This is a genomic window from Rhizobium sp. 10PS4 (genome assembly GCF_032464805.1).
Classification (GTDB): domain Bacteria; phylum Pseudomonadota; class Alphaproteobacteria; order Rhizobiales; family Rhizobiaceae; genus Rhizobium; species Rhizobium laguerreae.
In genome coordinates this window covers 273,789-298,455 of the sequence record NZ_JAWDIW010000003.1, presented here as the reverse complement: position 1 = coordinate 298,455, position 24,667 = coordinate 273,789, and the positions used below count along the sequence as shown (strand labels likewise).

Annotated in this window: 22 protein-coding genes; 14 read left to right on the top strand and 8 right to left on the bottom strand. The window is 61.4% G+C overall.

Features of this window, described 5'->3' with window-relative positions; genetic code table 11:
- The first annotated feature begins 58 nt into the window (after nt 1-58).
- Both msrA and RWJ89_RS07170 read left to right on the top strand, forming a co-directional pair.
- Entirely contained in the window at nt 59-763 is a 705-nt protein-coding gene (msrA, locus tag RWJ89_RS07175; protein WP_131662446.1) for a peptide-methionine (S)-S-oxide reductase MsrA, read from the top strand.
- Nucleotides 764-992: 229 nt separating this feature from the next.
- Nucleotides 993-1,433 (top strand): response regulator, encoded by a 441-nt coding sequence (locus RWJ89_RS07170; protein ID WP_026265589.1) that lies wholly within the window; start codon nt 993-995, stop codon nt 1,431-1,433.
- A gap of 14 nt (nt 1,434-1,447) precedes the next feature.
- On the opposite strand, the gene RWJ89_RS07165 is transcribed toward RWJ89_RS07170, so the two are convergent.
- Complete coding sequence (locus tag RWJ89_RS07165; RefSeq protein ID WP_168281984.1) at nt 1,448-2,188, bottom strand: TetR/AcrR family transcriptional regulator; 741 nt, start codon at nt 2,186-2,188, stop codon at nt 1,448-1,450.
- Nucleotides 2,189-2,459: 271 nt separating this feature from the next.
- Between RWJ89_RS07165 and RWJ89_RS07160 the strand changes: the two genes are divergently transcribed.
- The 10 genes from RWJ89_RS07160 to RWJ89_RS07115 all read left to right on the top strand — a co-directional run bounded on the left by RWJ89_RS07160 (nt 2,460) and on the right by RWJ89_RS07115 (nt 13,859).
- Nucleotides 2,460-3,659, top strand: a complete 1,200-nt coding sequence (locus tag RWJ89_RS07160) for a multidrug effflux MFS transporter (RefSeq protein ID WP_221956013.1) — start codon at nt 2,460-2,462, stop codon at nt 3,657-3,659.
- A 137-nt stretch (nt 3,660-3,796) separates the two neighbouring features.
- On the top strand, nt 3,797-5,089 hold the full coding sequence (locus RWJ89_RS07155) for an MFS transporter (protein ID WP_316030760.1): 1,293 nt from the start codon (nt 3,797-3,799) through the stop codon (nt 5,087-5,089).
- A 430-nt stretch (nt 5,090-5,519) separates the two neighbouring features.
- The gene (locus tag RWJ89_RS07150) at nt 5,520-6,554 is read left to right on the top strand and encodes an ABC transporter substrate-binding protein (protein WP_316030759.1); all 1,035 of its coding nucleotides are present in this window, start codon (nt 5,520-5,522) and stop codon (nt 6,552-6,554) included.
- A gap of 6 nt (nt 6,555-6,560) precedes the next feature.
- Complete coding sequence (locus tag RWJ89_RS07145) at nt 6,561-7,373, top strand: ABC transporter ATP-binding protein (RefSeq protein WP_221947084.1); 813 nt, start codon at nt 6,561-6,563, stop codon at nt 7,371-7,373.
- Entirely contained in the window at nt 7,370-8,194 is an 825-nt protein-coding gene (locus RWJ89_RS07140; RefSeq protein WP_131662440.1) for an ABC transporter permease, read from the top strand. The genes RWJ89_RS07145 and RWJ89_RS07140 overlap by 4 nt, the downstream gene beginning before the upstream one ends.
- 26 nt (nt 8,195-8,220) lie before the next feature.
- Nucleotides 8,221-9,579, top strand: a complete 1,359-nt coding sequence (locus RWJ89_RS07135) for an FAD-dependent oxidoreductase (protein ID WP_032999633.1) — start codon at nt 8,221-8,223, stop codon at nt 9,577-9,579.
- Nucleotides 9,576-10,733, top strand: a complete 1,158-nt coding sequence (locus RWJ89_RS07130) for a CaiB/BaiF CoA transferase family protein (protein ID WP_020052900.1) — start codon at nt 9,576-9,578, stop codon at nt 10,731-10,733. Before RWJ89_RS07135 ends, RWJ89_RS07130 begins: the two co-directional genes overlap by 4 nt.
- Nucleotides 10,730-11,506, top strand: a complete 777-nt coding sequence (locus RWJ89_RS07125; RefSeq protein ID WP_131662439.1) for an enoyl-CoA hydratase-related protein — start codon at nt 10,730-10,732, stop codon at nt 11,504-11,506. The genes RWJ89_RS07130 and RWJ89_RS07125 overlap by 4 nt, the downstream gene beginning before the upstream one ends.
- Before the next feature lie 35 nt (nt 11,507-11,541).
- Nucleotides 11,542-12,465 (top strand): LysR family transcriptional regulator, encoded by a 924-nt coding sequence (locus RWJ89_RS07120; RefSeq protein WP_020052902.1) that lies wholly within the window; start codon nt 11,542-11,544, stop codon nt 12,463-12,465.
- Nucleotides 12,466-12,470: 5 nt separating this feature from the next.
- Nucleotides 12,471-13,859, top strand: a complete 1,389-nt coding sequence (locus RWJ89_RS07115) for an amidohydrolase family protein (RefSeq protein WP_316030758.1) — start codon at nt 12,471-12,473, stop codon at nt 13,857-13,859.
- A gap of 13 nt (nt 13,860-13,872) precedes the next feature.
- Here the strand turns inward: RWJ89_RS07115 and RWJ89_RS07110 are convergent, their stop codons facing one another.
- From RWJ89_RS07110 to RWJ89_RS07080, 7 genes are all read right to left on the bottom strand, one after another.
- Nucleotides 13,873-14,763 (bottom strand): dihydrodipicolinate synthase family protein, encoded by an 891-nt coding sequence (locus RWJ89_RS07110; protein ID WP_131662436.1) that lies wholly within the window; start codon nt 14,761-14,763, stop codon nt 13,873-13,875.
- Nucleotides 14,764-14,799: 36 nt separating this feature from the next.
- On the bottom strand, nt 14,800-15,126 hold the full coding sequence (gene fdxA / locus RWJ89_RS07105) for a ferredoxin (protein ID WP_131662435.1): 327 nt from the start codon (nt 15,124-15,126) through the stop codon (nt 14,800-14,802).
- A 270-nt stretch (nt 15,127-15,396) separates the two neighbouring features.
- A complete protein-coding gene (locus tag RWJ89_RS07100; RefSeq protein WP_316030757.1) occupies nt 15,397-16,446 on the bottom strand; it encodes a LacI family DNA-binding transcriptional regulator in 1,050 nt (349 codons plus the stop codon).
- 79 nt (nt 16,447-16,525) lie between these two features.
- Nucleotides 16,526-17,566, bottom strand: a complete 1,041-nt coding sequence (locus RWJ89_RS07095) for a LacI family DNA-binding transcriptional regulator (RefSeq protein WP_131662433.1) — start codon at nt 17,564-17,566, stop codon at nt 16,526-16,528.
- Between the two features lie 209 nt (nt 17,567-17,775).
- Nucleotides 17,776-18,072: a hypothetical protein gene (locus RWJ89_RS07090; protein WP_017957793.1), complete on the bottom strand. Its 297-nt coding sequence runs from the start codon at nt 18,070-18,072 to the stop codon at nt 17,776-17,778.
- A gap of 104 nt (nt 18,073-18,176) precedes the next feature.
- Nucleotides 18,177-20,075, bottom strand: a complete 1,899-nt coding sequence (locus tag RWJ89_RS07085; protein ID WP_316030756.1) for an ABC transporter ATP-binding protein — start codon at nt 20,073-20,075, stop codon at nt 18,177-18,179.
- A 91-nt stretch (nt 20,076-20,166) separates the two neighbouring features.
- Complete coding sequence (locus RWJ89_RS07080) at nt 20,167-22,128, bottom strand: ABC transporter ATP-binding protein (protein ID WP_206105837.1); 1,962 nt, start codon at nt 22,126-22,128, stop codon at nt 20,167-20,169.
- 122 nt (nt 22,129-22,250) lie between these two features.
- Between RWJ89_RS07080 and RWJ89_RS07075 the strand changes: the two genes are divergently transcribed.
- Both RWJ89_RS07075 and RWJ89_RS07070 read left to right on the top strand, forming a co-directional pair.
- Complete coding sequence (locus tag RWJ89_RS07075) at nt 22,251-22,868, top strand: flavodoxin family protein (protein ID WP_316030755.1); 618 nt, start codon at nt 22,251-22,253, stop codon at nt 22,866-22,868.
- 352 nt (nt 22,869-23,220) lie between these two features.
- A complete protein-coding gene (locus RWJ89_RS07070; RefSeq protein WP_316030754.1) occupies nt 23,221-24,627 on the top strand; it encodes an FAD/NAD(P)-binding protein in 1,407 nt (468 codons plus the stop codon).
- The last annotated feature ends 40 nt before the right edge of the window (nt 24,628-24,667 follow it).

Below are 24,667 nucleotides of genomic sequence, written 5' to 3'. Positions count from 1 at the left end.
TGATTTGCGAGTTTTGCAAGGATGAGCAAGGATTTGGGCGATCACAGGAGGTAACGTGATGTCCACGTCGTTCCACCGCAGGAGCCTTGCCGCGCTCTTTGCCGCCGTTGTTTTCTCGCTCGGTGCGAGTGGCGCAGGCGCGGCCGAGGACGCCGTCGTCATCCCGCCACCAGCCGTCGACGAGGCGGCCGGCTCAGGCACTGAGACTGCCATTTTCGCCGGCGGCTGTTTCTGGGGTGTCCAGGGCGTCTTCCAGCATGTGAAGGGTGTCGAGAGCGCCGTCTCCGGTTATGCGGGCGGCGACGCTAAAACGGCGCAATACGAAACCGTCAGCACCGGCTCGACGGGCCATGCCGAAGCCGTCCAGGTGAAATTCGACCCGAAACAGGTCACCTACGGCAAATTGCTGCAGATCTTCTTCTCGGTGGCGCACAACCCGACCCAGCTGAATTTTCAGGGTCCGGATCGGGGAACGCAGTACCGTTCGGCGCTGTTCGTTACCGATCCAGAGCAGCGCAAGGTCGCCGAGAATTATATCAGCCAGCTCGACAACACGCATGTCTTCCCGCAGCCGATCGTCACCAAAGTGTCTGAAACCACGGGCTTCTATCCGGCCGAAGCCTATCACCAGGATTTCCTGACGCTCAATCCGACCTATCCCTATATCGTCTACAACGACCTGCCGAAAATCGAGAACCTGAAGTCGCTGTTTCCCGCCGACTACCGCGGCAAACCGGTCCTGGTGATGAAGGTCAAGGGCTGATTAACCCTGTCGGTGCTGGTTTTAGCGGGACGGCGATGGTGTCGCCTTTTTTCGTATCAGCTTTATGCAATTAAGGATTTATCAACGTTAACAATATCTTAAATATAAAATTCGGCGTTCCACCGCGGAACATATCGTCGACTTGCCCGTTACTGCCATGAGTTTCGCGTCGGATAGACTGCCGGAGCGGATACCTCTTTCGAGTTATGCGTAACCAAGGGGACGTATCATGGCCACCAATGTCGTGCGGCGCTGGCAACGAGATGATCTCATGAAACAGAGAGTGTTGATCGTCGAAGATGAATTCCTGATCGCGCTCGATCTCGAGGCGACGGTGGAAGGCATGGGCATGCAGGTTGCCGGCCTTGCGAATGATCGCGAACAGGCGCTGCGGCTGGCGCCGCTTGCCGACATTGCTTTTGTCGACGTCAATCTCGCCGACGGACCGACCGGGCCTGAGATCGGCCGGCGGCTGGCGCAGGAGCATGGCATTGCCGTCGTCTTCATGACCGGCAATCCCGAAGTGGTGGCTGACGGCGTGAAGGGCGCGGTCGGTGTGGTTCAGAAGCCGGTCATGCCTTCGGTTGTCGAACAGCTGGTGAAATATCTTGCCGCGCGCCGTGTCGGCATGTTCGCGGTCGTACCCTCACAAATGACGGTCTTTGCCTGATCGTAAGGGCCTGATCAGCCGGATATGGCTGCGAGCTGCCGCGGATGGCCAGCCTTTTCTGCGTCCGGCCTGCCATAGGCCTTGAGAAAGGTGTGGACGGCGTTGCGCGCCGCCTTTTCCAGTTCTTCGTCGGTGGGCGTGCCGCCGAGAAGGATCATCATCTGCAGATCGGCATTGCCGAGCGCCACGAACTGTCTCGCGGCGACGTCGAAATCGTCGATGACGAGCGTGCCCTTGTGAGCAAGCCTGGCGAAAAGTGCGGAAAGTGCCGTGGTCAGCTTGCCCGGCCCCTGCTGGCGCCAGCTTTCGAAGAGGTGCGGATATCGCTCGCCCTCGGTCTGCACCAGCTTGCGCAGGAATTTTCCGTCGTGGTTGCAGATGCAGTTCTTGTTGAGGCGCACGGCAAACGCCGTCAGTTCGTCTTCCAGATTGTCGGCGTTAGCCGGAAAGGTGGACAGCACGGAGAAGAGCATGGCATTGGCGCGGTTCATGACGTCCTCGACGACGGCGACGAACAGCGTTTCCTTCTCGCGATAGTGATTGTAGATCGTCTGGCGCGAGACACAGGCGACGGCGGCGATCTCGTCGATGCTGGCGCCGGCAAAACCCTCGCGGCAGAATACGTCGGCCGCGGCATCAAGGATCGACATGCGCTTGGCGCATTGTCCACGCTGCGTATGCCCCGTCATCCGGACTGCCGGTGTCATGCGATCTTTCATGAGAGCGAAGATAAGACGTCTTGACGTTTTAGACAATGGCGTCTAACTTTACATCCGTGTCCAAATTTGTTGACACTCCTGGTTTCGCCGCTGAGATATGAGCTCCCAACTTCGTCTTCGCGCGAACGATCATCATTGAACCCGCGCATCGGCCCGAGAATCGGAACCGATTTTCGGAAAGCACGATGCGTAGATTTAAAGTGTTGGAGCGTCCTTTTGCGTCCGAAAGGACGCACGGCGCTCTCAGAGCAATGCCGCGGAGCGACGATACGGTATTTCCGCTGCGCTTTCATGAAAGATCACCATTATGACGGCTCCCTTCTTTCGCATTGCCCTCATTCTCGGCCTTCTGTCGGCCATCGGGCCCTTTGCCATCGACATGTATCTGCCTGCGCTGCCGTCCATCGGACAGGACCTGCATGCCGATAACAACGTCACCCAGCTCACCCTTCTCGCGTTCTTCATCTCCTTTGCGCTCGCCCAGCTGGTCTATGGTCCGCTGTCGGATATGTGGGGCCGCAAGCTGCCGCTCTATCTCGGCATCGGCCTCTTTTCCGTCGCCTCGATCGGCTGCGCGCTGGCGACCGATATCGAAACGCTGATCGGCTTCCGTTTCGTTCAGGGTATCGGCGGTGCCGCCGGCATGGTCATTCCGCGCGCCATCGTCCGCGACATGCATACCGGCGTGCAGGCCGCCCGCCTGATGTCGCTGTTGATGCTTGTCTTTTCGATCTCGCCGATCCTGGCGCCGCTGACGGGCAGCGCCGTCATCGAGTTCTACGGCTGGCGCGGCGTATTCTGGGCCGTGACGATCGCAGCCTTCATCGGCCTCGTCCTGCTCGCCACCCAGCTTGACGAAACCCGTTCACCGGCCGAACGCAGCGGCAGCGGTCTGAAGAGCGCCATGGCGGCCTACCGCCTGCTGCTTGCCGACCGCAACTTCCTGACGCTGACCTTCATCGGCGGCCTCGGCATTTCGAGCTTCCTGGTCTATCTCGCCAACTCGCCCTTCGTGCTGATCCAGCATTACGGGCTGACGCCGACGCAATACAGTTTCGCCTTCTCGATCAATGCCGTGTCCTTCTTCGCGGTATCGCAGGCGACGGGCTGGCTCGGCGAGCGTTTCGGCCTCGTGCGCGTCATGCGGATTGCGGTCAGCGCTTTTGCCCTTGCCATGGTCGTCATGGCGGTGGTGATGGCCACGGGCTTCAACCAGCTGCCTGTCTTGGCGACCTTCCTGTTCATCGGCTACGGCTTCCTCGGCCTCGTCATCCCGACGAGCGCGGTGCTTGCGCTCGAGGATCACGGCGAGATCGCCGGCACCGCCTCGTCGCTGATGGGCACGTTGCATTTCGTGATCGCCGCCGTCGCCATGGTCATATCGAGCGTCTTCTTCGACGGCACAGCCGTTCCGATGGCCGCCGGCATCGCGCTCTGCGCCTTCTCGGCCTTCGTGCTGACCCAGGCAACGATCGGCCGCCGCGCCGCCGTCGCCGCCGCTGAATGATCAAAGTGACCGTACCCGGCTTCGGATACGGTCACATCGTCAGGGTTGCGGCTGCGAGAAAATGCCGCGCACAATTGAATATCTGCCGGCCGCGCTATTTATCCGATCCCGAAGCATGGTCATACCGGAGAATACTTATGGTCGACGAGAAGCGGCTGATCTCGAAAATCACCTGGAAGCTGATGCCGTTTCTCGGCATCCTTTATCTCATCGCCTATATCGACCGGCAGAACGTCAGCTTCGCCAAGCTGCAGATGGTCGATGCTCTCGGAATGAGCGAATATGCCTATGGTCTCGGCGCATCGCTCTTCTTCATTGGCTACTTTCTCTTCGAGGTGCCGAGCAACCTTTTCCTCGACAGGCTCGGCGCCCGTCTCTGGTTCGCACGAATCCTGGTCTCCTGGGGCATCGTCACCGTCGCGCTCGCCTTCACGCAGAACGCGACGATGTTCTATATCCTGCGCTTTCTGCTCGGTGTCTGCGAAGCCGGCTTCTTTCCCGGCGTCCTCTATTTGCTGACGCTGTGGTTTCCCTCGACCTATCGCGGCAGGATGGTCGGGCTGTTCATGATCTTCAGCGCCGTCGCCAATGCCGTCGGTGCGCCGCTCGGCGGCGTGTTGCTCGATCTCGACGGTCTCTACGGCTTTGCCGGCTGGGAGTGGGTCTTTCTGGCGACGGGCGTTCCGGCCGTGATCGCTGGCATCGTCACCTTCTTCTATCTTCCCGGCCGGCCTGAAAATGCAAGCTTCCTGAGCGGCGAGGAGAAGCAGTGGCTCGAACGAAGACTCACTTCCGAAAATGCCGGCATGGGCGAGAATGCCGGAAACGGCTTCAAGGCGCTCATCGACCCGCGTGTCCTGCTGATGGCGCTCTGCTATATCGCCTTTCCGCTTTCGGCCTATGGCCTCAGCTATTGGCTGCCGACCATCGTCAAGGCTTTCGGCGTCAGCAACACGGTGAACGGCTTCCTCAATATCATTCCCTGGGTGCTGGTCGCGATCGCGCTCTATGCCGTTCCCGCCATGGCCGACAAGGCGCAATCGAAGACGCCCTATATCGTCATTCCGGCTTTCATCGGTGCCGCCTGCCTGCTGCTCTCGGCGCTGATCCCGAACCACACTTTGCAATTCGCCTTCCTCTGCGTCGCCGCTGCCGGGATCTTCGCGCCCCAGCCGGTGTTCTGGAGCCTGCCCTCCCGTTTCCTCAAGGGCGCGGGGGCTGCGGCGGGCCTTGCCGCCATCAATTCGGTCGGAAATCTTGGCGGCTTCGTCGCCCAGAACGTCGTGCCCTGGATCAAGGATGAGAGCGGTAGCACGATCGCGCCGATGTTCTTTCTCTCGGCCTGTCTTGCGGTCGGCGCCCTGCTGGTCTTCGTCGTCACGCGTCAGCTGTCACAGAGGGGGCATCCGGCGGCTCCAAGCCGGGTTTAGACCGACAATGTTCCTTCATGGGATACTCTCTCGCTCAGCTGCCCGGATTCGTCAGTGAACTATTCAATGATTTCGTCCTGGAAAGCGCAAGCAGTCCACCAACATTTGATCCCGTGGTTGCGCATCGCCGCCCGCGAAACAAATGTCTTGATGCAACATCAATAGCTTGTCGTTCAATTATCGGATTCATTGGCACAACCCAGTACAACCGTGACGTCCGATACCTCCAGTCCGGACGGCGTTCTCAGCTTCGATGGGGCAGCGTCCCCGCAGGTTCTATCCGGTGGTGTTGCCTTTTTGGCAATTCAATTAGCGAATAATTGTTCTTTATTAGAACGCCAAAATTCCCCATCCTCCCCGGGCACTCGGCAAATGAGCTTCGGTACACGACGATAAAAGTCGGACCGGGGGAACAAATAGGGGAACTATTATGTCTCATTTCATGATGAACCGCCGTCGCTTCATGTCCAATGTCGCAACGGTGGGCGGTTTAGCCGCAGCACAGACCCTGATCGGCGTGCGTGCGGGCCTTGCCCAAGACGTCGCCCAGGTGAAAATGCAGCTGGGCTGGCTGGTCTCGAACGGCGTGATCGGTGAAGTCGTTGCGCAGAAGAAGGGTTTCTTCAAGGAGCAGGGCGTCGAGCTGGAGATCGTTCCCGGCGGCCCGAATGTCGATGGCGTCGCCGGTGTCGCGGCGGGGCAATCGACGCTTGGCCAAATCTCTTCCAGCCCGTCGGTGATGCTGGCGCGCTCCGCCGGCATCCCCGTCAAAGCTTTCCTGGCCGGCTATCAGAAACATCCCTTCACCTATTTTTCGCTGAAGAAAGCGCCGATCCGCGAGCCGAAGGACATGGTCGGCAAGACGATCGCCACGCAGCCGACGGCTTTTATCCTGCTTCGCGCCTTGCTCGCCAAGAACGGCATCGCCGAGGATCAGGTGACGATGGTCAATATGGGGTCGGACATGAACCAGCTTTTGACCGGTCAGGCCGACGCCGTCACCGGCTGGATCACCAACACCAATGCCCTTTCGGTCCTGGGTGACGACCGCGTCGACATGATGCTCTGGGATGCTGGGCTGCAGCTCTATGCCAATGTCTACTACACCACCGACGAACAGCTCGACAAACATGCCAACGTGCTGGTGCGCTTCACCACGGCAGCCGCAACGGGCTGGGGCTATGTCCGCGACCATCCGGAAGAGGCGGTCGACATGCTGGTCGAGACCTATCCCAATCTCGATAAGGCGAGCGAACTCAAAGCCGTCGGTCCGATTGCGAAATTCTCCTTCGGCGACACCACCAAGCAATTCGGCTGGGGTGCGATGAACAGGGAAAACTGGGCAGCCCAGATCAAGGCCTATGGCGACCTCAAGCAGTTCACCGGGACGGTTCCGACCGTCGATGACGTCGCGAGCTTCGCCATACTCGATGCGACAGCCGATATCCGCAAGCAGGTCGGGTGAACGGCCATGACTGCCGCCGCCACCGTTAAACTGCCAGATCCGCTGCCAGCCGGATCGCCGCTCGCAGTCTCCATCGCTAATCTGGACATCCGCTTTGGCGATAAGGACAACGAGATCACCGCTCTTTCCAACGTGTCGGTGAATATTCCCGAGGGGGCGTTCGTGACGATGCTCGGCCCTTCGGGTTGCGGAAAATCGACCCTGCTGCGCTGTATCGCCGATCTCGTGCATATCAACGGCGGTTCGATCTCGGTGCTCGGGCGCTCGCCGCGCGAGGCACGAGAGGGCCGCGATTTCGCCTTCGTTTTCCAGGATGCCACGCTGTTGCCCTGGCGCAGCGTCATCGACAATGTCCGCCTGCCGATCGAGGTCGGCAAGCATGCAGCAGGTTCCTTTGCCGACCCGGTGGAGCTGCTGGCGATGGTCGGTCTCAAGGGGCGTGAAAACGCCTTGCCGCATGAGCTCTCCGGCGGCATGCGCCAGCGGGTCGCCATCGCCCGGGCGTTGGTCACACGCCCGCGCATCCTGCTGATGGACGAGCCCTTCGGCGCACTCGACGAGATCACCCGCGACAAGCTCAACGAGGAATTGCTGCGGCTCTGGCAGGAGACGGGCACGACGATCCTGTTTGTCACTCACTCCATCCCCGAAGCGGCCTTCCTTGGCCAGCATGTGCTGATGCTTCAGGCGCATCCGGGCCGTGTGAAGGAGTTCATGAAGGTCGACCTTCCCTATCCGCGTTCGCTCGCCATGAGAGACACGGTGGAATTCATTCAGGTGACGGCGCATCTGCGCGCTCTGCTGGAGGAATGCCTATGAGCAACGTGGTCTCTTCCGAAGCGCGTTCCACGCCGCGCAAGATTGCGATCCTCGACGCCACCGTTGGCACCCTGTCGAGAAATCTGCCCGCGATCCTGGCTGGACTCGGCCTCGTCGTGCTCTGGCAAGTGGTGATCTGGATCTTCAAGATCCCGACCTTCATGGCGCCGAGCCCGGCCGACGTCGTGCTCGCCTTTCGCGACAATGCCGCAACGCTGTGGCGGAATTTCCTGCCGACGCTGCTCGAAGCCGCCCTCGGCTTCCTGTTCGGTAACCTCGTCGCCATCCTGCTGGCGGTCTGGTTCGTGCATAGCACGACGGCGGAAAAGGCATTTTACCCGATCGCCGTCTTCATCAAGGCGATCCCGATCATCGCGCTTGCGCCGATCCTCGTGTTGATTTTCGGCAACGGACTGGCGCCAAAGATCATCATTGCCGGTCTGATCTGCTTCTTTCCGACGTTGGTCAACATGGTCCAGGGGTTGCGGGCGGCAAGTCCCGCCATGCTCGACCTGATGCGCGTTCTGTCCGCCACCAATTCGGAGATCCTCTGGAAAGTGCGGTTTCCGAGCTCGCTGCCTTTCCTGTTCGCCGCCTTGAAGATCGCCGCAACCAGCAGCGTCATGGGGGCGATCGTCGCAGAATGGATCGGTTCGAGTTTCGGTCTCGGCGCCCTGATCATCGAGGCCACCTATAATTTCCGCTCGCCACTTCTCTACGCGACCGTTGTGATTGCGGCCCTTCTGGCGGTGGTCCTCTTCGCCCTGGTCTCGGTCGTCGAGGCAAAGGTCGTGCGCTGGAAGCCGGCCGGATCGCATTGAGCACGCGCAACCAGGAGAAAACGACAATGATTGAGACAATCCATCAGCCTGCGCGCGACATCAAAGTGGTCGATCGCTCCGACGTCGTCGTGGTCGGTGGCGGCCCAGCCGGGATCTCGGCGGCAGTGTCGGCGGCCCGCAACGGCGCGAGCGTGACCTTGTTGGAGCGCTATCCTTATGTCGGCGGCCTCGCCGCCGGCGGCATGGTGCTGGTGCTCGACGATATGATCAACGAGCTCGAGATTACCGTGCGCGGCATCTGCATGGAAATGATCGAGCGCATGAAGCTCTGGGGTCTGTGCGTCACGCCGACGGACCGCGACCGCCTGATCGAATTCCGCGATACGCCGGAAGCCTGGCAGCGCTGGGCGCGCTGGGGACTGTTCGACTTTCACACGCCGTCCATGCCGCATCCGATCTGCTTTTCCGCAGCCTTCGACCCCGACGCCTTCAAGCGTGCCTCCTACGACATTCTGGCTCTTGCTGGCGTCAAGCTCAGAACCCATAGCTGGTTCTCCTCCGCGATCGTTGAAGGCAAGACGATCAGGGGCGTGATCTGCCAGACCAAGGCGGGCATGGAGGCAATCCTTGGTGATGTCGTCATCGATACGACGGGTGATCTCGATGTTGCCGCCAGCGCCGGCGCTTCGCATGTCGAATCCAACTTTATCCTGACGACGGTTTCCCGCTGGGGCGGCGTCGATACCGATGCAGCCGAGCGGTTCGAGCGTGAGGATCCGGAGGCCTTCAAGTTGCTCGATCATGAGGCCAAGCGCCTGATCGGCGGGTGCTGGTCCTTCTGGTGGTTGAAGACGCCGCTGCCTGGCGTTGTCTGGCTCAACTGCCCGCATATGCCGAAACTGAGTGGCCTCAAGGTGGAGGATCTGACCCAGGCGGAGCTGGAAGGCCGCGCTCGCATCGCCCGTTTGCTGGATTTCGCGCGTGAAAAAATGCCGGGCTTTGAAAATGCCTATGTCGTCGATTTCGCCCCGCAGACCGGCGTCCGCCAGACCCGGCTCCTGGAAGGCGACTATGTCGTAACCAAAGACGATGTGATGACCAGGAGACATTTCGCCGATACGGTCTGCCGTGGCCGTGATTATTACACGCCGTATCGGGCAATGCTGCCGAAGGAGATCGACCAGTTGATCGTCGCTGGCCGCCATTATTCGGCAACGCCGCAAGCGCAGAAATCCAGCCGCGAAATTCCGCCCTGCATGGCCATGGGCGAAGCTGCGGGTGTTGCAGCCGTCGTTGCGCTCAATGCCGGTACGACCGTGCGCAAGGCCGACATCAAGGCAATTCAGAAGCAGATGCGGGCGCAGGGGGCCGATCCCGGCGACGCTCCATCCGAAAACGCTACCTATCTGGAGGCCGCGGAATGACCATTCTCCCCCTCGACGGCATTCGCGTCATCGATTTCACGCAAGTCATGCTCGGCCCCTCCTGCACCCAGGTGCTGGCCGATTATGGCGCCGAAGTCATCAAGATCGAAAAGGTCCGTATCGGCGATCTCTCCCGTTGGTCGCTCGGCTCCGATCCGGATGGCCTGAACAACCCGGTCTTCTGCTCGTTGAACCGCAACAAGAAGAGCCTTGCACTCGACCTGAAGCAGCCCGAGGCGCGCGAAACCGTGCTCACATTGCTCGAGACGGCCGATGTCGTCGTCAACAACTTCCGTCCTGGCGTCATGGAGCGCATGGGCTTCGGCTTCGAGGACCTGAAGAAGATCAACAAGAAGCTGATTTATGCTGTCGGCACGGGCTTCGGCCTGACCGGCCCTTACCAGCACAAGGGTGGACAGGACGTGCTGGCGCAGGCGGTATCGGGCGTCATGCGCCGCAAGTCGGACAGCAGCCACCCGACTTCGATTTATGCCACGCCGCTTGCGGACTATTCCGCCGGTATGCACCTAGTTCAGGGCATTCTCCTGGCGCTCCTGCAGCGCGACAAGACCGGCGAAGGCCAGCAAGTCGCCGTCAGCCTGTATAATTCCATGCTCGCCATGCAGATGCAGGAGGGGACGACGCATCTGATGCGAGACAGAGACCTCAACTGGGGCGCCTTCCCGCTGACCGGCGTGTTCGAGACCACTGACGGTGCTATCGTCATGGTCGGCGCGTTCAAGCAGAACCCGCTTCAGGATATCTGCAACGCGCTTGAGATCGAGGATCTGTCGCAGTACCCGCATTACAAGGATTTCGACGCGCAGATGGCGCGGCGGCCGGAGCTGCAAACGATCTTCCGCGACAATTTCGCGAAAAACACCATGGCGCATTGGCTGCAGCGCCTGGAGGATGTCGACATCCTCTGCGCGCCTGTCCGCTCCCTGCCGGAAGCGCTGAAGGACGAGCAGACGATCATCAATAAGATGATACTGGAGGCCGGCGAGACGGCAGCCGGCCCGATCCGCCTCATCGGCTCACCGATCGACATGTCGGCGGCTGAGGTCGCGGTGCGCATTTCGCCACCGCAACTCGGCCAGCACAATGACGAGATCCTCGGCTCTCTCGGCAGGTTGCAAGGAAATGCGGCATGAGTGTCGGGTTTTCCGTCGGAGATCGTGTCGCCCGCGTCACCCTGAACCGTCCCGACCGCATGAATGCGGTGGATGCCGCGACGGAGCAGGAGCTGGAGACGATCTGGCGCGAGATCGAAGCGCGGGACGACATCAGCTGCGTTGTCCTGACCGGAGCCGGGGAAAGAGCCTTTTGCGCCGGCGCCGATCTGAAGGGCGGGAGCGGTAGCTCCAGCCTCGATTATTGGGCGGCGAGCCGGGTCAACGGCTTCGGCGGGCTGGCGTTTCGCCGGTCTCTCGATGTGCCCGTCGTCGCCCGCGTCAATGGCTTTGCACTCGGTGGCGGCTTCGAGATGGTGCTCGGTTGCGACATCGTCATTGCCGCGGAAACGGCGCGCTTCGGCCTGCCCGAAGCCCGCGTCGGGCGCATGCCGCTGGATGGCGGCATGGTGCTTTTGCAACGAAAGATCGCCTTCAACCGGGCGATGGCCGTCATGCTGACCGGCCGGCAGTTCAGCGCCGCCGAGATGGCGGGGTTCGGGGTTGTCAACGAGGTGGTTCCTGCGGCTGAGCTGGATGCGGCAGTCGATCGCTGGGTTGCCGATATCGTTGCCTGCGCGCCGCTGTCGCTGCGCGCGATCAAGCAGACGGTGAACCGGACCGGCCATCTGAGCCCCGCGGAGGCGCAGGCCTTGCGGACGCCGGCGCTTATCAAGGCGCTGCAAAGCGAGGATGCGCTGGAGGGCGTTGCCGCCTTCCAGCAGAAACGGGCGCCCGTTTGGCGGGGACGATGAGCATGGTATAGCTTCCGGCATATCGAGGGGCCCTCATGCACGCCAGTATCTTGAAATATTTCGCTGAAGTCGCGCGTTCAGGGTCGATCCGCAAGGCATCGGACGAACTGCATGTGGCGACCTCGGCCGTCAGCCGGCAGATCAAGAAGCTGGAGGACGAGCTTGGAGCACCGCTGTTTGAACGTTTCTCCGACGGCCTGCGATTGACGGCGGCTGGCGAGATCGTGCTGAAGCATGCCAAGGACACGCTGCTGAAATACGAGATCATGAAATCCGATCTCGGCGACCTCCAGGGCAAATGCGCCGGCCGGGTCCATATCGCCTCCCTCGATAGTCTCGCCATCCAGTTCCTGCCGGAATTCGTCATGGGCTTCCACCGGCGGCATCCGGCGGTCGATTTTCGCATCCGCTATGACAATTACACCAGCATTTTCCATTTCCTAGCCGAAGGTGACGCCGATATCGGCGTCACCTTCGATCTTGCCCGGCCGCATGACATCAAGCTGGTCTATGGCGTTCCGATGCCGCTGATGGCGATGGTATCGCGTAATCATCCACTGGCGCGGCAGAAATCCGTCACGCTGCAGGAATGCGCGCAGTTCAAGCTGCTGCTGCAGCTCGACAATGAGGTCATGAGCTCAATGATCGCCGTCGAGCTCGGTGCGCTCAACCGTGTCGGCCGTACGGTGGTGGCGACCAACAATCAGATGATGCTGAAGCCGCTGATCCTGTCTGGTGAGGGGGTCGCCTTCTTCACGCCGCTTGGCCTTCTGGAAGAGCTTGAGGCCGGAGAAGTCGTCGCTTTGCCGATTGCCGCTTCGCGATTGCACGATCTGCAGGTCGGCATCGTCGTGCCGCGTCATCGCCAGCTTACCCACGCAACCGAGGTGGTCATCGAGTCGATGAGCGTCGAGCTGAAGAAGTTCAGCGACAAAATCCAGACTGTGATCCAGAGGTAGAGAAGATGACCCCATCAGCCCGGTTGCTGCTTCGCCCCGGCCATCAGCCTGCGGAGCGTTTTGATGGCGCCGCAGGGTTTCCGGTCGCTCAAAGCGTGCTCGCCGCGCTCGGCCCGGGCGATCTGGTGATGCCGTCGCCCGTCAACGCCCATGACCACGGATATGGTATCCGCACGCTCGATTTCGGCGCCGTCGACGATGCTCTCGAGGTCTGGATACCGGGCATGCGCCTGCGACCGCGAACCGATGCCTATCTGGAAGCGTTGGTGGCGTTCGCGCGCCTGGCGCAAACCGGTGTGGGCGCGACGATGCATTGCCACAACTCGCTGAATATCAATCGGCTCGGCGATGAAGCTGCCGCCGTCATCCGCGCCGCGGGGGATGTCGGCATTCGCCTGGGATTGTCCTGCCCGCTGCTCGATTTCGACCCTTGGGCCTATGGCGGCGGGCCGGAGAAATTGAAGCCATTGCTGAGCGAGGACGACTGGCAGGCTCTGTCGCCGAGCATCCCGGCCTATGCGCCGGTCGCGGAACAGATCGCCGCCGTCGACGCGGTGGCGGCCGTAAATTCGAATCCGATGGTCGATGTTCAATACGGGCTGGTCGGTCCACAATGGTGTTCCAACGCCATGCTGGAGGCGATCGCCGAAGCATCTGCAGTCAACGGCCGGCGCATCCACATGCATCTTCTGGAAAGCCCCCGGCAGCGGCAATGGCTGGATCGCCGCTTCCCGCAAGGTGTCGTCCGCTTCCTCGATGAAATCGGTTTCCTATCGTCGCGGCTGGCGGTTGCCCATGGCGTGCAATTGCAGCCGGCGGAATGCGAGCTTCTGGCGGAAAGGGGTGTGCAGCTCGTCAGCAATCCCTCGGCCAATCTGCGTCTGCGCTCCGGCATTGCGCCGATTTCGCTCGTGGCAGAGAAAGGGCCGGCTCTTGCCATTGGCCTCGACGGGTCAGGCTTCGACGACGATCAGGATCTCTGGCGCGAAATGCGACTTATCCACCTCCTGCATGGCGGACGCGAGCTCAATCGCCGGTTCACCGTCGACCAGATTTTCGATGCCGCCATTCACATTGGCGCCAAGGTGCTCAACGCACCAGCCGGCCAGGATTTCGTGGTGATCGATTATGATGCCCTGACGGCTGATAGCCTGTTTGACGATATCGATGAGGCCGAGATGCTGTTGACCCGCATGACATCAGACCAGGCCAAGGGGCTATTCGTCGGCGGGCGCGAGATCATGAGGGGCGGTCGCTTGACCACCGTCGATTTTGATGGAGCGCGGCGGGAACTGCGCGAGCAGGCAAGGGCCGATTTGCCCCGCCTCCGGCGCGAACGGCAGCTTGCCGCAAGTCTGTCGGCTGCAATCCGCAGCTACTACTCGCGGTGGTGAGAAGGTCGGGTATCTAGCCTGCGCTCGTCAACTCGGCGGCGATCGTGTCCAGCGCGTCCAGGCTTGCCGCTTCAGCGATTTTCAGGTTCGGTGGCAATACATTGCCCCATACCGCATGCCCCGTCCGCTTGCCGACGAGACATTTGACCGCCGGAATGAGCGGGTGAGCGGCGATCGCCTGCCTGAGGTTTCTGACCCTATCGAGGGTCGCCTGATCGCTCTGGTTCTTCCAAAGCCGTGCCGAGGATTGCGGGTCGATATTGACCGTTGCCGAAATACAGCCGGCGAAATTATGCTTTTCCGCCTCGGCAAGAACTGCCTCGTTGCTCGGGAAGACGGCAAAGCCGGGAATTCGTGCGAGCTTACGGGCATAGTCCAGATTGCCTGAACTATCCTTTGCGCCGCGGATGCGCTCGGGAAACATTTGGATGAGTTTTGCTGCCAGGGCAAGTGAGAACTCGATGCCTGTCAACTGCGGGAAGTTGTAGAGGTACAGGCTGATAGGCGTTTCGGCTGTCTCTCGAATGACTTCGGCGAACCAGGCAAAAAGCCCCTCATCCTGGACCGGCTTGTAGTAGTAAGGCGGCAGGACGAGCGCGGCGGCATAACCCAGCTCGTAAGCCTGCCGTGTCAAGGCGATCGTCGTTTCAAGATCGGGCGTTCCGGTGCCGACCATCATCCTGCCGCCATCGAGGCCCTTTGCGGCGACGGCCATGAGCGCGCTTCTTTGCACGAAGGAGAGCGCGTTAGCCTCGCCCGTCGTTCCCAGCACATTGAGAAGATCGCATCCTTCCGCCAGGCACCAGCGGCCGTGTTCAAGGAAAGCATCCGTATCGACGGTTCTGTTTTCGGTGAAGGGGGTAGGTACGGCCGCGACGATGCCACCGATCTTTACTGCTGTCATATCGATTTCCGTTCTCGATCGAGAGACCTGTCTTGATCAGGCTCTTTCATAGGCGGCGACGAGTGGGTGATCGCGATTGGTCGTATGGTTTTTGTCCCATCCGCCGGGCGAGCCCCAGTCGGTGACGTCGGGGCCGAAGAAGTCCTGATTGACGGCTTTGAACTGAACTCGGCTTTGTGGAATTTCCTCGTCCCATGAAATGGCATCGACCGGACAGACCGACAGGCAAAGGCCGCAATTGATACACTCGCCTGGGTGTATGTAGAACATCCGTCCGCCTTCGTAGATGCAGTCCACGGGACAGGCGACCGTGCAATCGCCATCCTTAACGTCGATACAGGGATCGGTAATGACATAGGCCATCCGGCAATACCTCGCTCTTCACTTGAGACGAATATGGCAAAGGACAGCGTTGCGAAAAAGCGCCGATTTTCGATGCTTTGATTGCCGAAAAGGCAACGCGACGGCCTTGCGGCCAGCGGCACCGCGAGCGCCGAAGCCAAAGTCGCCTTTGCAGCAAGCCGCAGCTGGGATGATGGCTAAGTGTCCGGCGTAGGTAGCAGGATACGGTACATCATTGGCATGTGGTAAGTGGTGCCGGTGCTGATCATGCTTGACGGTTTTGCGACGATATCATGCTCCATTTCTTTGATTGAGCGTGAAAGCGTCGCTTTCGCCGGGAACGAGTTCCAACGGCCAGATCCTGTTGCGGGCGCCCTGCGGATAATGATCGGCATAGGCCGGCATGGTGGCGAGCAGGGTTTCGCCGAGCTGCGCGCCGAGATCGCGCAGCGACATGCGGAAGGAGGTCAGCGTTGGCTGCAGGAAATGCGTGCGCGGCTCCTCGCGGAAACCGACAACGGCGAGGTCGCGGCCTGGCACGATGCCGGCCTCGGCAAGCCGGCGGTAAAGCCCGATCGCCATCAGCTCGTGGATCAGGATGATCGCCGTCGGCCGCTCTTCTATCATCAACAATTCGTGGCCGGCCTGATAACCGCCCTGTTCGCTTGACTTGACCCGGATGACGAGGGCCGGGTCGAAGGCAATACCGTGCCGTTGCAGCGCCTGGCGGTAGGCGTCGAGGAAGAGATAGCCAAGATTGATGTCGGAGGAGGGGGCGGCCACCGCGATCCGTCGGTGGCCTTTGGCGACCAGCCGGTCGACGCCGCGCGCCGCCACGCCCTCGAAATCGAGGTCCATCCAGGTGTAGCTGCCGCCCGACGCGCTGCGGCCAAGCGCCACGAAGGGGATGCGGGCCTTTTCCAGAAGCTCGATACGCCTATCGGTGCGTCGTGTCGCCGAGATAATCAGCGCGTCGACAAGCCGGCGCGCCACCATGCGCTTCAGATATTCATGCGGGTCCTCGTCATCGGGACAGGGCAGCATGACGAGATCGAGCTTGTGGCGGGAAAAGACGCTCTGCAGCCCGTCGGTGACGCCAAGGAAGAAGTCGTCGCTGTTTTCGACCGTCTCGCGGCTCACTTCGAGCATCAGCCCGATGACGTTGGTCATGCCCTGGCGAAGGCTGCGGCCCGATTGATTGGCGACGTAACCGAGCTCTTCGGCGGCGGCGAGCACGCGCCGGCGCGTTTCGTCGTTGACGTCGGGCTTGCCGTTCAGAGCACGGGACACCGTTCCGATCGAAATATCGAGATGCTCGGCGAGCTGGCGGATTCCCCTCATCTGCGTCGATCTTCCTCCCGGTTCACGCGTCAACCCTTCTTGCCACAGGATGGAGCCTGCGAAAAGCCGTGGGGGAGGGTCAGGGTCTGAAGCTCTGGCGGATGACAAGCTCCGGAATGACGCGTTCGTAGCCCGGAAGCAAGCCCGGGTTTTCAAGCCGCCGCTCCATCAGTTCGACGGCGCGCTGCGCCATGGTCAACGGATCCTGGCGGAAGGTGGTCAGCTGATAGCTCAGCCAGGAGGATTCCGGCACGTCGTCGAAGCCGATGACGGCGACGTCTTCGGGGATGCGCAGCCGCGCTTCCAGGCGCACGACATCCATCAGTCCGAAGGCAATCTGGTCGTTGGCGCAGAAAACGGCGTCTGGCTTTATTGTCTGCGAGAAGAGCGCGCGTGCGGCGGTGACGCCACCGTCATAGTCGGAATCGCCGCCGCGTCCGACGACGACGGATACACCGAGCGATCCGGCCGTCGACAGGAAGGCGCTTTCGCGCTCGATGATGGAAGGCGTTCCGGTGTTGGAACCGATGACCGCCAGCCGCCGTCTGCCGCTTTCGTAAAAGGCCGTCGCCGCCTTGCGGGAGGCCTCGGAGTTGCCGGCGCGCACATGGTCGGCATCGGGTTCCGAACGGCCGATCACCACGAGCGGCTGGCCATTTCGCTGCGCGAGTTCGAAGAAACTCGCCGGCGGCGAGCCGGACAGGATGATGATCGCCTCGGCACGGTGCCCGATCAGCATCTTCTGGGCGGCGAGCAGCTCGTCTTCCGTCTGGCCGGTATTGATGAGAATCGGGATGCTGCCGCGTTTGATCAGGCATTTGGCAAGCGCTGCGGCCAGATGCGCGCGAAAACCCACTTCCGGCCGGGTCGCGACGATGCCGACCAGGCGGCTCTGGTTGGCAAGCACGCCGCGCGCCAGATCGTTGACGTGGTAGCCAAGTTCCTCTGCCGCCCGCAGCACCTTTTCGCGCGTTGCCGGCGCTACGCTGGTGCCCGGCGTGAAGGTACGCGAGACGGCGGAGCGCGAAACGCCCGCCAGTTGCGCCACCTGCTCGGCGCTGACGAAGCGCATGCGTTCTTTCTTTGGCGTCTTGTCGCCGTTCACTGGACCATCATTCATCGGCCTTCAGCTATTGGTCATCTCTAACAGCCGCATGACAGGCGGCCGAGGCAGCCAGAAATTTCTGCTATGGGAGTGACCGCAGGCTAACTGCATTGGCCCAGCAAAGAAAAACCGAGGCTTGCGGATGCAGCCTCGGTGATGGCGAAAATCAACGGCGACGACGAATAATCAGATCCGCGCCGCCATAGGAAGGCCAGGTCTGCCCGCTACTCGCAGACCCGCACGGTTTCGATATGATAGCCGCCGTCATAGCGGTTGCGGACATCGCGGTCCTCATACCAGCATCTCGGCGCGGGTTCGACATAACGCGGACCATCGACGTAGCGAGGGCCGCTATTGGCGATCGCGCCACCGATCAGACCGCCGACGACGCCTGCGGCAACGCCACCGGCGATAGCCCGGCCCGTATCATCGTGGTGATGGCGATCACGCGCGGCAGCGGGCTGAATGGCCGATCCAACAAGGGCCGTTGCGATCAACAGGCTGCTAATAATTCTCTTCATAACATTCTCCTCAGTGGCACTCGTCCCCGATAGGAAATAAATGCGGCAGCAAGGCGTTTGTTCGTTCAAACTTTGCGACAGGCATTAATGCATGTCGCCTGAGATCACGTCGCCGACTCCGCTGCCGTCGTCTCTTCCAGCACATCTTCGGGAATGTCGTCGAAGGAGGAGTAGTTCAGATTGTAGAGCTTAGAATAGAGCTTGCCGTTCTTCATCAGCTGGCGGTGGTCGCCGCTTTCGATGATTTCGCCGTTCTGCAGCACGATGATGCGGTCCGCCTCACGGATCGTCGCTAGGCGATGGGCAATGACAAGGCCGGTGCGGTTTTCGAGCAGCTTCACCAGCGCCTTCTGGATCAGCATCTCGGTATAGCTGTCGATATTGGCCGTCGCCTCGTCGAGCACGAGGATCTTCGCGTCCGCCACCAATGCGCGGGCAAAGCTCAAAAGCTGGCGCTGGCCGAGCGAAAGGTTGCCGCCGCGCTCGCCGAGAACGCTGTCGTAACCATCGGGCAGGCGCATAACGAAGTCATGCGCGCCGACGGCCTTCGCCGCCTCGAGCACCTGTTCGCGCGTCGCCTCCAGCTTGCGGTAGCGGATGTTTTCGAAGACGGTGCCGGTAAAGAGGAAGGGTTCCTGCAGCACCATGGCGATTTCAGCTCCGAGCGAATCCTGTGTCAGATCACGCACATCGTCGCCGCCGACCAGCACCTGACCCTGTTGCACATCGTAGAAGCGATGGATCAGCGACATGCAGCTCGATTTGCCGGACCCCGTCGGCCCGACCAGCGCCACCGTCTCGCCGGGATTGACCTTGAAGCTGACGTGCTTCAGCACCGGATGTTTCGGATTGTAGCCGAAGACGACGTCCTTGAATTCCACCGATCCGTCCATGTCGCGCGACAAGGCTTTGGCATCGGGCGCGTCCTTGATGTCGACAGGCACGTCGAGCACTTCGGTCAGCCGCTGGCCCGACGCCATGGCGCGCTGCATCACCGAATATTGCAGGGTCAGCGAACGGATCGGGTCGAAGAAGCGCTGGATGTAGAACAGGAAGGCGACGAGCACGCCGACATCGAGCGCCTGATTGAGAACGCGGGCGCCGCCGACGACGATGACGAGCGCCATCGCCACGCCGGTCAGGCTGTCGACGATCGGCACCATCACCTGCGCATAGCGCGCCGCCGTCAGATGCGTCTTGAGGTTGGCATGCGCCTTGTCGTCGTAAAGCGTGAAGTTGACGCCCTGCCTATCCATGCTCTGGACGGCACGCACGCCGTGGATCGCTTCTGCAAGCGCACCATTCGCAACCGAATTGGTCTCGTGCGCGGCCATGAAGGATTTGCGCGCCAGCGGCAGCCAGAACAGCCGGACGATGAACAGCACCGGCAGCACCGAGAGCGTCAGCAGCCCCAATTTGAAATCGAGATAGAGCATGACGAAGACGATGCCGAAGAGCAGCACGGTGTCTCCGACTGACAGCACCGAGGTTTCGAGGAATTCCTGCATCGAGTTGACGTCGCCCTGCAGGCGCGACATCAGCCGTCCCACTTCGGTCTTGTCCATGAAGGACAGCGAGACGCGCTGGAGATGCGAAAACATTGCCTTGCGGATATCGAAGAGCACGTCCTCGGCCACGCCGCCGACCAGTGTCTCCTGCGCATAGCTTGCCGCATAATTGATTGATATGGCGATGGTGAAGGCGACGATAGACCAGACCAGAGCCGAATGGTCGCCGCCCGGCGACATGCCGTGGTCGATGGCATAGCGGATGATCAGCGGGATGGTGAGCTGCATCATCGTGAACGTCAGAACGGCGACGACCGACCACAGGACCTGGCGGCGATAGGGGTGAACGAAAACCCAGATGCGCTTGACGATGTTGCCATCGAAGGCCTTGCCGAACATCTCCTCCTCGACGCGGTGTGAACCGACCACCGCTCGCGGCGGGCGGCGTCCATCCTCGCGAACGTCGGGACGCTCGGTTTCCAGTTCTTCGGCCATGCCATTCCTCCCGCGGCCATCACGTCCGGTGGCCTGCATAGTCATTGCTTGTCCGCTCTTCTCCCCGAGGGCAGAAGAAGGGAATTCATCGCTAGGCGCTCAAGACCTCGTCGCCCGGCCGCACTTGCAGGTCGTAGAGCGCCTTGTAGCGCCCGCCGAGCGAAAGCAGCGCCTCATGCGTTCCGCGCTCGACGATCCGGCCGTCTTCGACGAACAGGATCTGGTTGGCATGCATCAGCGAGCTCAGGCGATGGGCGACGATGATCGTCACGCGGTCGGCCGCATAGCGGCGCATGGCGCCGCGGATGCGCTGTTCGGTGGCCGCGTCGATCGCCGCCGTCGAATCGTCGAACACCATCACCGCCGGTTTCAGCATCAACGCGCGGGCGATCGAAAGACGCTGGCGCTGACCGCCGGACAGCGAAACGCCGCGCTCGCCGACGACGGTGCCGTAACCTGTGGGCAGGCCGAGCACGTAATTGTGCAGCTGGGCGCTTTCGCTGGCGCGTTCGATGCGGCCTTCCTTCGCCCATGGATCGCCATAGGCGATGTTGTTTTCGATCGTCGTCGTGAACAGGAAGGAATCCTGCTGCACGACGGCAACCGCCCGGCGCAGCGATTGCAGCGTCGCCTTGCGAATGTCCTGGCCGTCGATCGTGATCCTGCCGCCGCTGACGTCGTAGAAGCGGGGAATGAGATGGGCGATCGTCGACTTGCCGCTGCCCGGAGGCCCGACGATGCCGATCGTCTGGCCGCGCCTGGCTTCGAAGGAGACATCGTCGAGCACGGTGCGCTTTTCAGAACCCGGATAGGCGAAGCTGACATTTTCAAAGCGCAGCACGCCGTCCGTCACCGCCAATTGCTTGGCATCTGGCGCATCCTTGATGGCGATGTCGAGGTCGAGCAGGGCGAAGAGGCGCGAGCCGCAGGTGGAGGCGCGGGCAAAGGCGTTGACCATCAGGCCGAGCTGGCGCACCGGCATCTGCAGGATGGTCATGAAGGTCAGGAACGAGGCCAGCGTGCCGACGGTGATTTCCCCCGACATCACCTTGCCTCCGCCGACCCAGAGCACCAGGCCCATCGCCGCGAAGAAGGAGAAGGTCATGGCGCTGGTGTTGGTGACGCGGATGCCGACGCGCTGATGCGCGAGCGCCAGCGCGCTCTTCGACGCCGCCTCGAATTTCGAAATCTCGTGTTCGTGGGCGGCAAAGGCGCGCACGACGCGGATGCCGCCGAGATTTTCCTCCATGATGCGGGTCAGCACCGAAAGCCGCTCCTGCAGGTCGAGCCAGGTGGCTCGCAGCCTGAGCTGCGTCACCGACGAGCGCCAGCCGACGAAGGGCACGAAGGAGAGCGCCAGCAGGCCGAGGACGACATCGGTCGACAGTAGCATATAGGCGCCGATGCCGATCAGGATCGTCAGCAGGATCATCCGGACGAGCGCGGTGGAAAAATACATGCGCACGCCTTCGAGATCGAGCAGACCGACGGTGATCAAGTCGCCGGAATGCACGGTGTCATGAAAGCTGAAGGAGAGCCGCTGGATCTTCTCGTAGCAGGCCAGCCGCAACTCGTAGCCGATGTGATGGCCGACGGCTTCGCTGTAATAGTTCTGCACCATGGTGAAGAGGCCGCGCAGCACGCTGGCGCCAAGCAGCAGCAGCGCCGTGGTTAGAAGCGCGTCCTGTGCCGCCTGGCCCGCCGCACCGCCGCTCATCGCCATTTGCGTGTGGTCGACGGCCTGGCCGAGAAGGCGCGGGATCATCAGCTGGAAGGTGGAGGCAACAAGCGTGGCACCGATCGCAAAGCCGGATTGCCAGGGGTGGCGGAAGGCCATCATGGTGATGCGGACCAAGGTGTAGAGGCCTCGGCCCCAGCCTGCCGCAGTTGCAAGCGCCATCGAAGCCGAAGGCTTCGTCGCGCGTATTAACGCATCGCTGCTCACGGTATTTTTTCCAATAGATGTGTGGTCGGACGCTGGCCCGAAAAGACGGCAAATCCATGAAGGGATTGATAGCACCTTCACTTTTGCCGATTCCATTTGGGGGTTCAAGTAAAGAATTCACCAGTTGGTTATTTTTACGTGAGGTCTCCTCGCGTCCGGGCGGGAACAATCTGGGCGCGAACAGGTTGCAGCAGGCAAATGCCAACTGCCGACCGGTGCCGGAGAGACCCATGCCTCTGAAAGCTCTCGCCCTCAACGCCACGCTGAAGACCAGTGATACCAAGGACGCGTCCTCAACCGACCGGATGATCGGATTGATCGACAAGGCGATGTCCGCACACGGCGTCGTGACCGAGGTTGTCCGGCTGGCCGATTTCAACGTCAAGGCCGGCGTCACCTCCGACGAAGGCGCCGGCGATGACTGGCCCGATATTCGCGCCAAGGTGCTGGACGCCGATATCCTGCTGATGGCGACGCCGATCTGGCTCGGACAGCCATCCAGTGTCTGCAAGCGGGCGCTGGAGCGCATGGACGCCTTCCTCGAGGAGACGGACGAAGGGGGCCGCATGGTTTCCTATGGCAGGGTCGCGGCCGTTGCCGTCGTCGGCAATGAGGACGGCGCCCATCACGTGTCGGCCGAGCTCTTCCAGGCGCTGAACGACGTCGGCTTCACCATTCCGGCGAATGCGGTCGCCTACTGGGTCGGCGAGGCAATGGGTTCCACCAATTTCGTCGAACTTGATAAGGTGCCGAAGGTCGTGACCAAAGCCGTCGACATGCTGGCGCGCAACACGGTGCATCTGGCCGGCCTGCTGAAAGCAAAACAATATCCGGGCGAGGGCAGCTGAGGTCGCTACCGACCTGACATTTTTGAGATCAATTCGCAGTTCGGGATGCAAAACCCGGCCACACTTCCACGGAACACTTCTAAATTGTATTATATTTCAATAACTTCAAAAGATGTGACAACAAACCTCTTGCCACCTGCGCCATTTACCGCTTTCATACACTACCAGTTTGATAGACTATGGACGAGCGTAATTGCACTCCTAGTTCTCTTGCGGGGCCGCTGGTCTGGACCCGGATGCCGCGGCAAGTGTAGTGAATGGCCGCATGAACCTCATCAACGCGTGAACCGCTTTTTTATGCGTTGAAACCTCGATCGACACACGGTGCGGATGAAGCCGCAAAGGAGTTGCGATGACGGTTCAGGGACTTTTTTCCGCGAGAGCCAGTGCGGCAGCGCAGATATCAGCTGTGCCGCGTATTGCGATCGTCGGGCGCGGCTTTTCCGGCATGATGACGGCCATCGCGCTGATGAAGACGGTGCGCGCGCCTTTCCACCTGCAGCTGTTTGATCCAAATTCGTCGGTCAGCGGCGGGCAGGCGCTGGCCTCGGCTCGCTCCTCGACGATCCTCAACACCCGTGTGCGCGATCTCTCGGTCTCGGTCGGCGACAACGACGATTTCAACGACTGGCTCTGCAGCAACGCCGCCTTCCGCGCCGCCGTGCAGGCCGCCATTCCCGGATTTCGGCAGATCTTCGTGCCGAAGGAGATCTTCAGCGATTATGTCTACCAGCGCTTTTCGGAAGCACTCGCCGCGCGCAGGGACATCACGGTCCAGGTCTGCAACGATCCGGTCGTGGCGATCCGCAGGAGCCACGGCAACCGCTTCCTGCTCGAAAGCGCCAATCCCGCCAATCCGCTGTTCGATACCGTGATCCTCGCCACCGGCTTCGGCCTGACTGCGCCGGATGCCGGCGGCGAGGACGCTTCGCCGATCAGGGCCCAGCGGCTCGTCGCGCGGCCGCATGCGGTGCTGCTCGGCAGCGGCATCCGCGTCGTCGACCAGCTGCTACAGCTGCGCGATTCCGGCTATGCCGGCCAGGTGACGATCATTTCAAGGCGCGGCTTCCTGCCCCAGAGTCATACGCCGAATTCCGCCGATCCGGTGTTTCCGGCCGAGACGCTGCCGCAGAGCCTGCCGGAGATCGTGCGCTTTATCCGTGAAGCCTGCCGCGAGGCGGAGGAAGCGGGGCGAAGCTGGCAATCGGTAATGAACGGCCTCAGAAAACATGCCCGCTCGCTTTGGCGCTCGCTGCCGGCCCGCGACAAACATCAGTTCAACCGCCACCTCAGGGCGATCTACGACAGTCACCGCAACCGTTTGCCGGAGGCCATGCACCTACGCCTGAAACGCGAGCTTGCCGAAGGCCGCACGGTGCTGCGTCGCGGCCGGGCCGGCCGCCGGGGCCTGAGTGGCCTATTCTTCACGCCGGCCGGTTCCACAGTTGAGGAGGTCATCCATGCCGAGCGCATCATCGATTGCCGCTGCCAGGCGCCGGATCTTTCAGCGCCATTGATGCAGAGCCTGCTTTCCGCCGGCCTCGCCATGCCGGACGAGCTCTCGCTTGGCCTGGCGGTCAATGCGCGCGGCGAGCCCTTCCTCGACGACGGTTCGACGGTCGCCGGGCTCTTTGCCGTCGGCCCGCTCGGCCTCGGCAGCCTGCCCGATATCGATCTCGTGCCGGAGATCGTCTCGCAGGCCTATGCCGCTGCCGAGCGGATCAGTGAGCGGTTCTATCCCCAGGTCAAGGCGGTCTGAAAATTCGCCGCCGTTTCGGAACCATCTGTCCGTCGCGGCG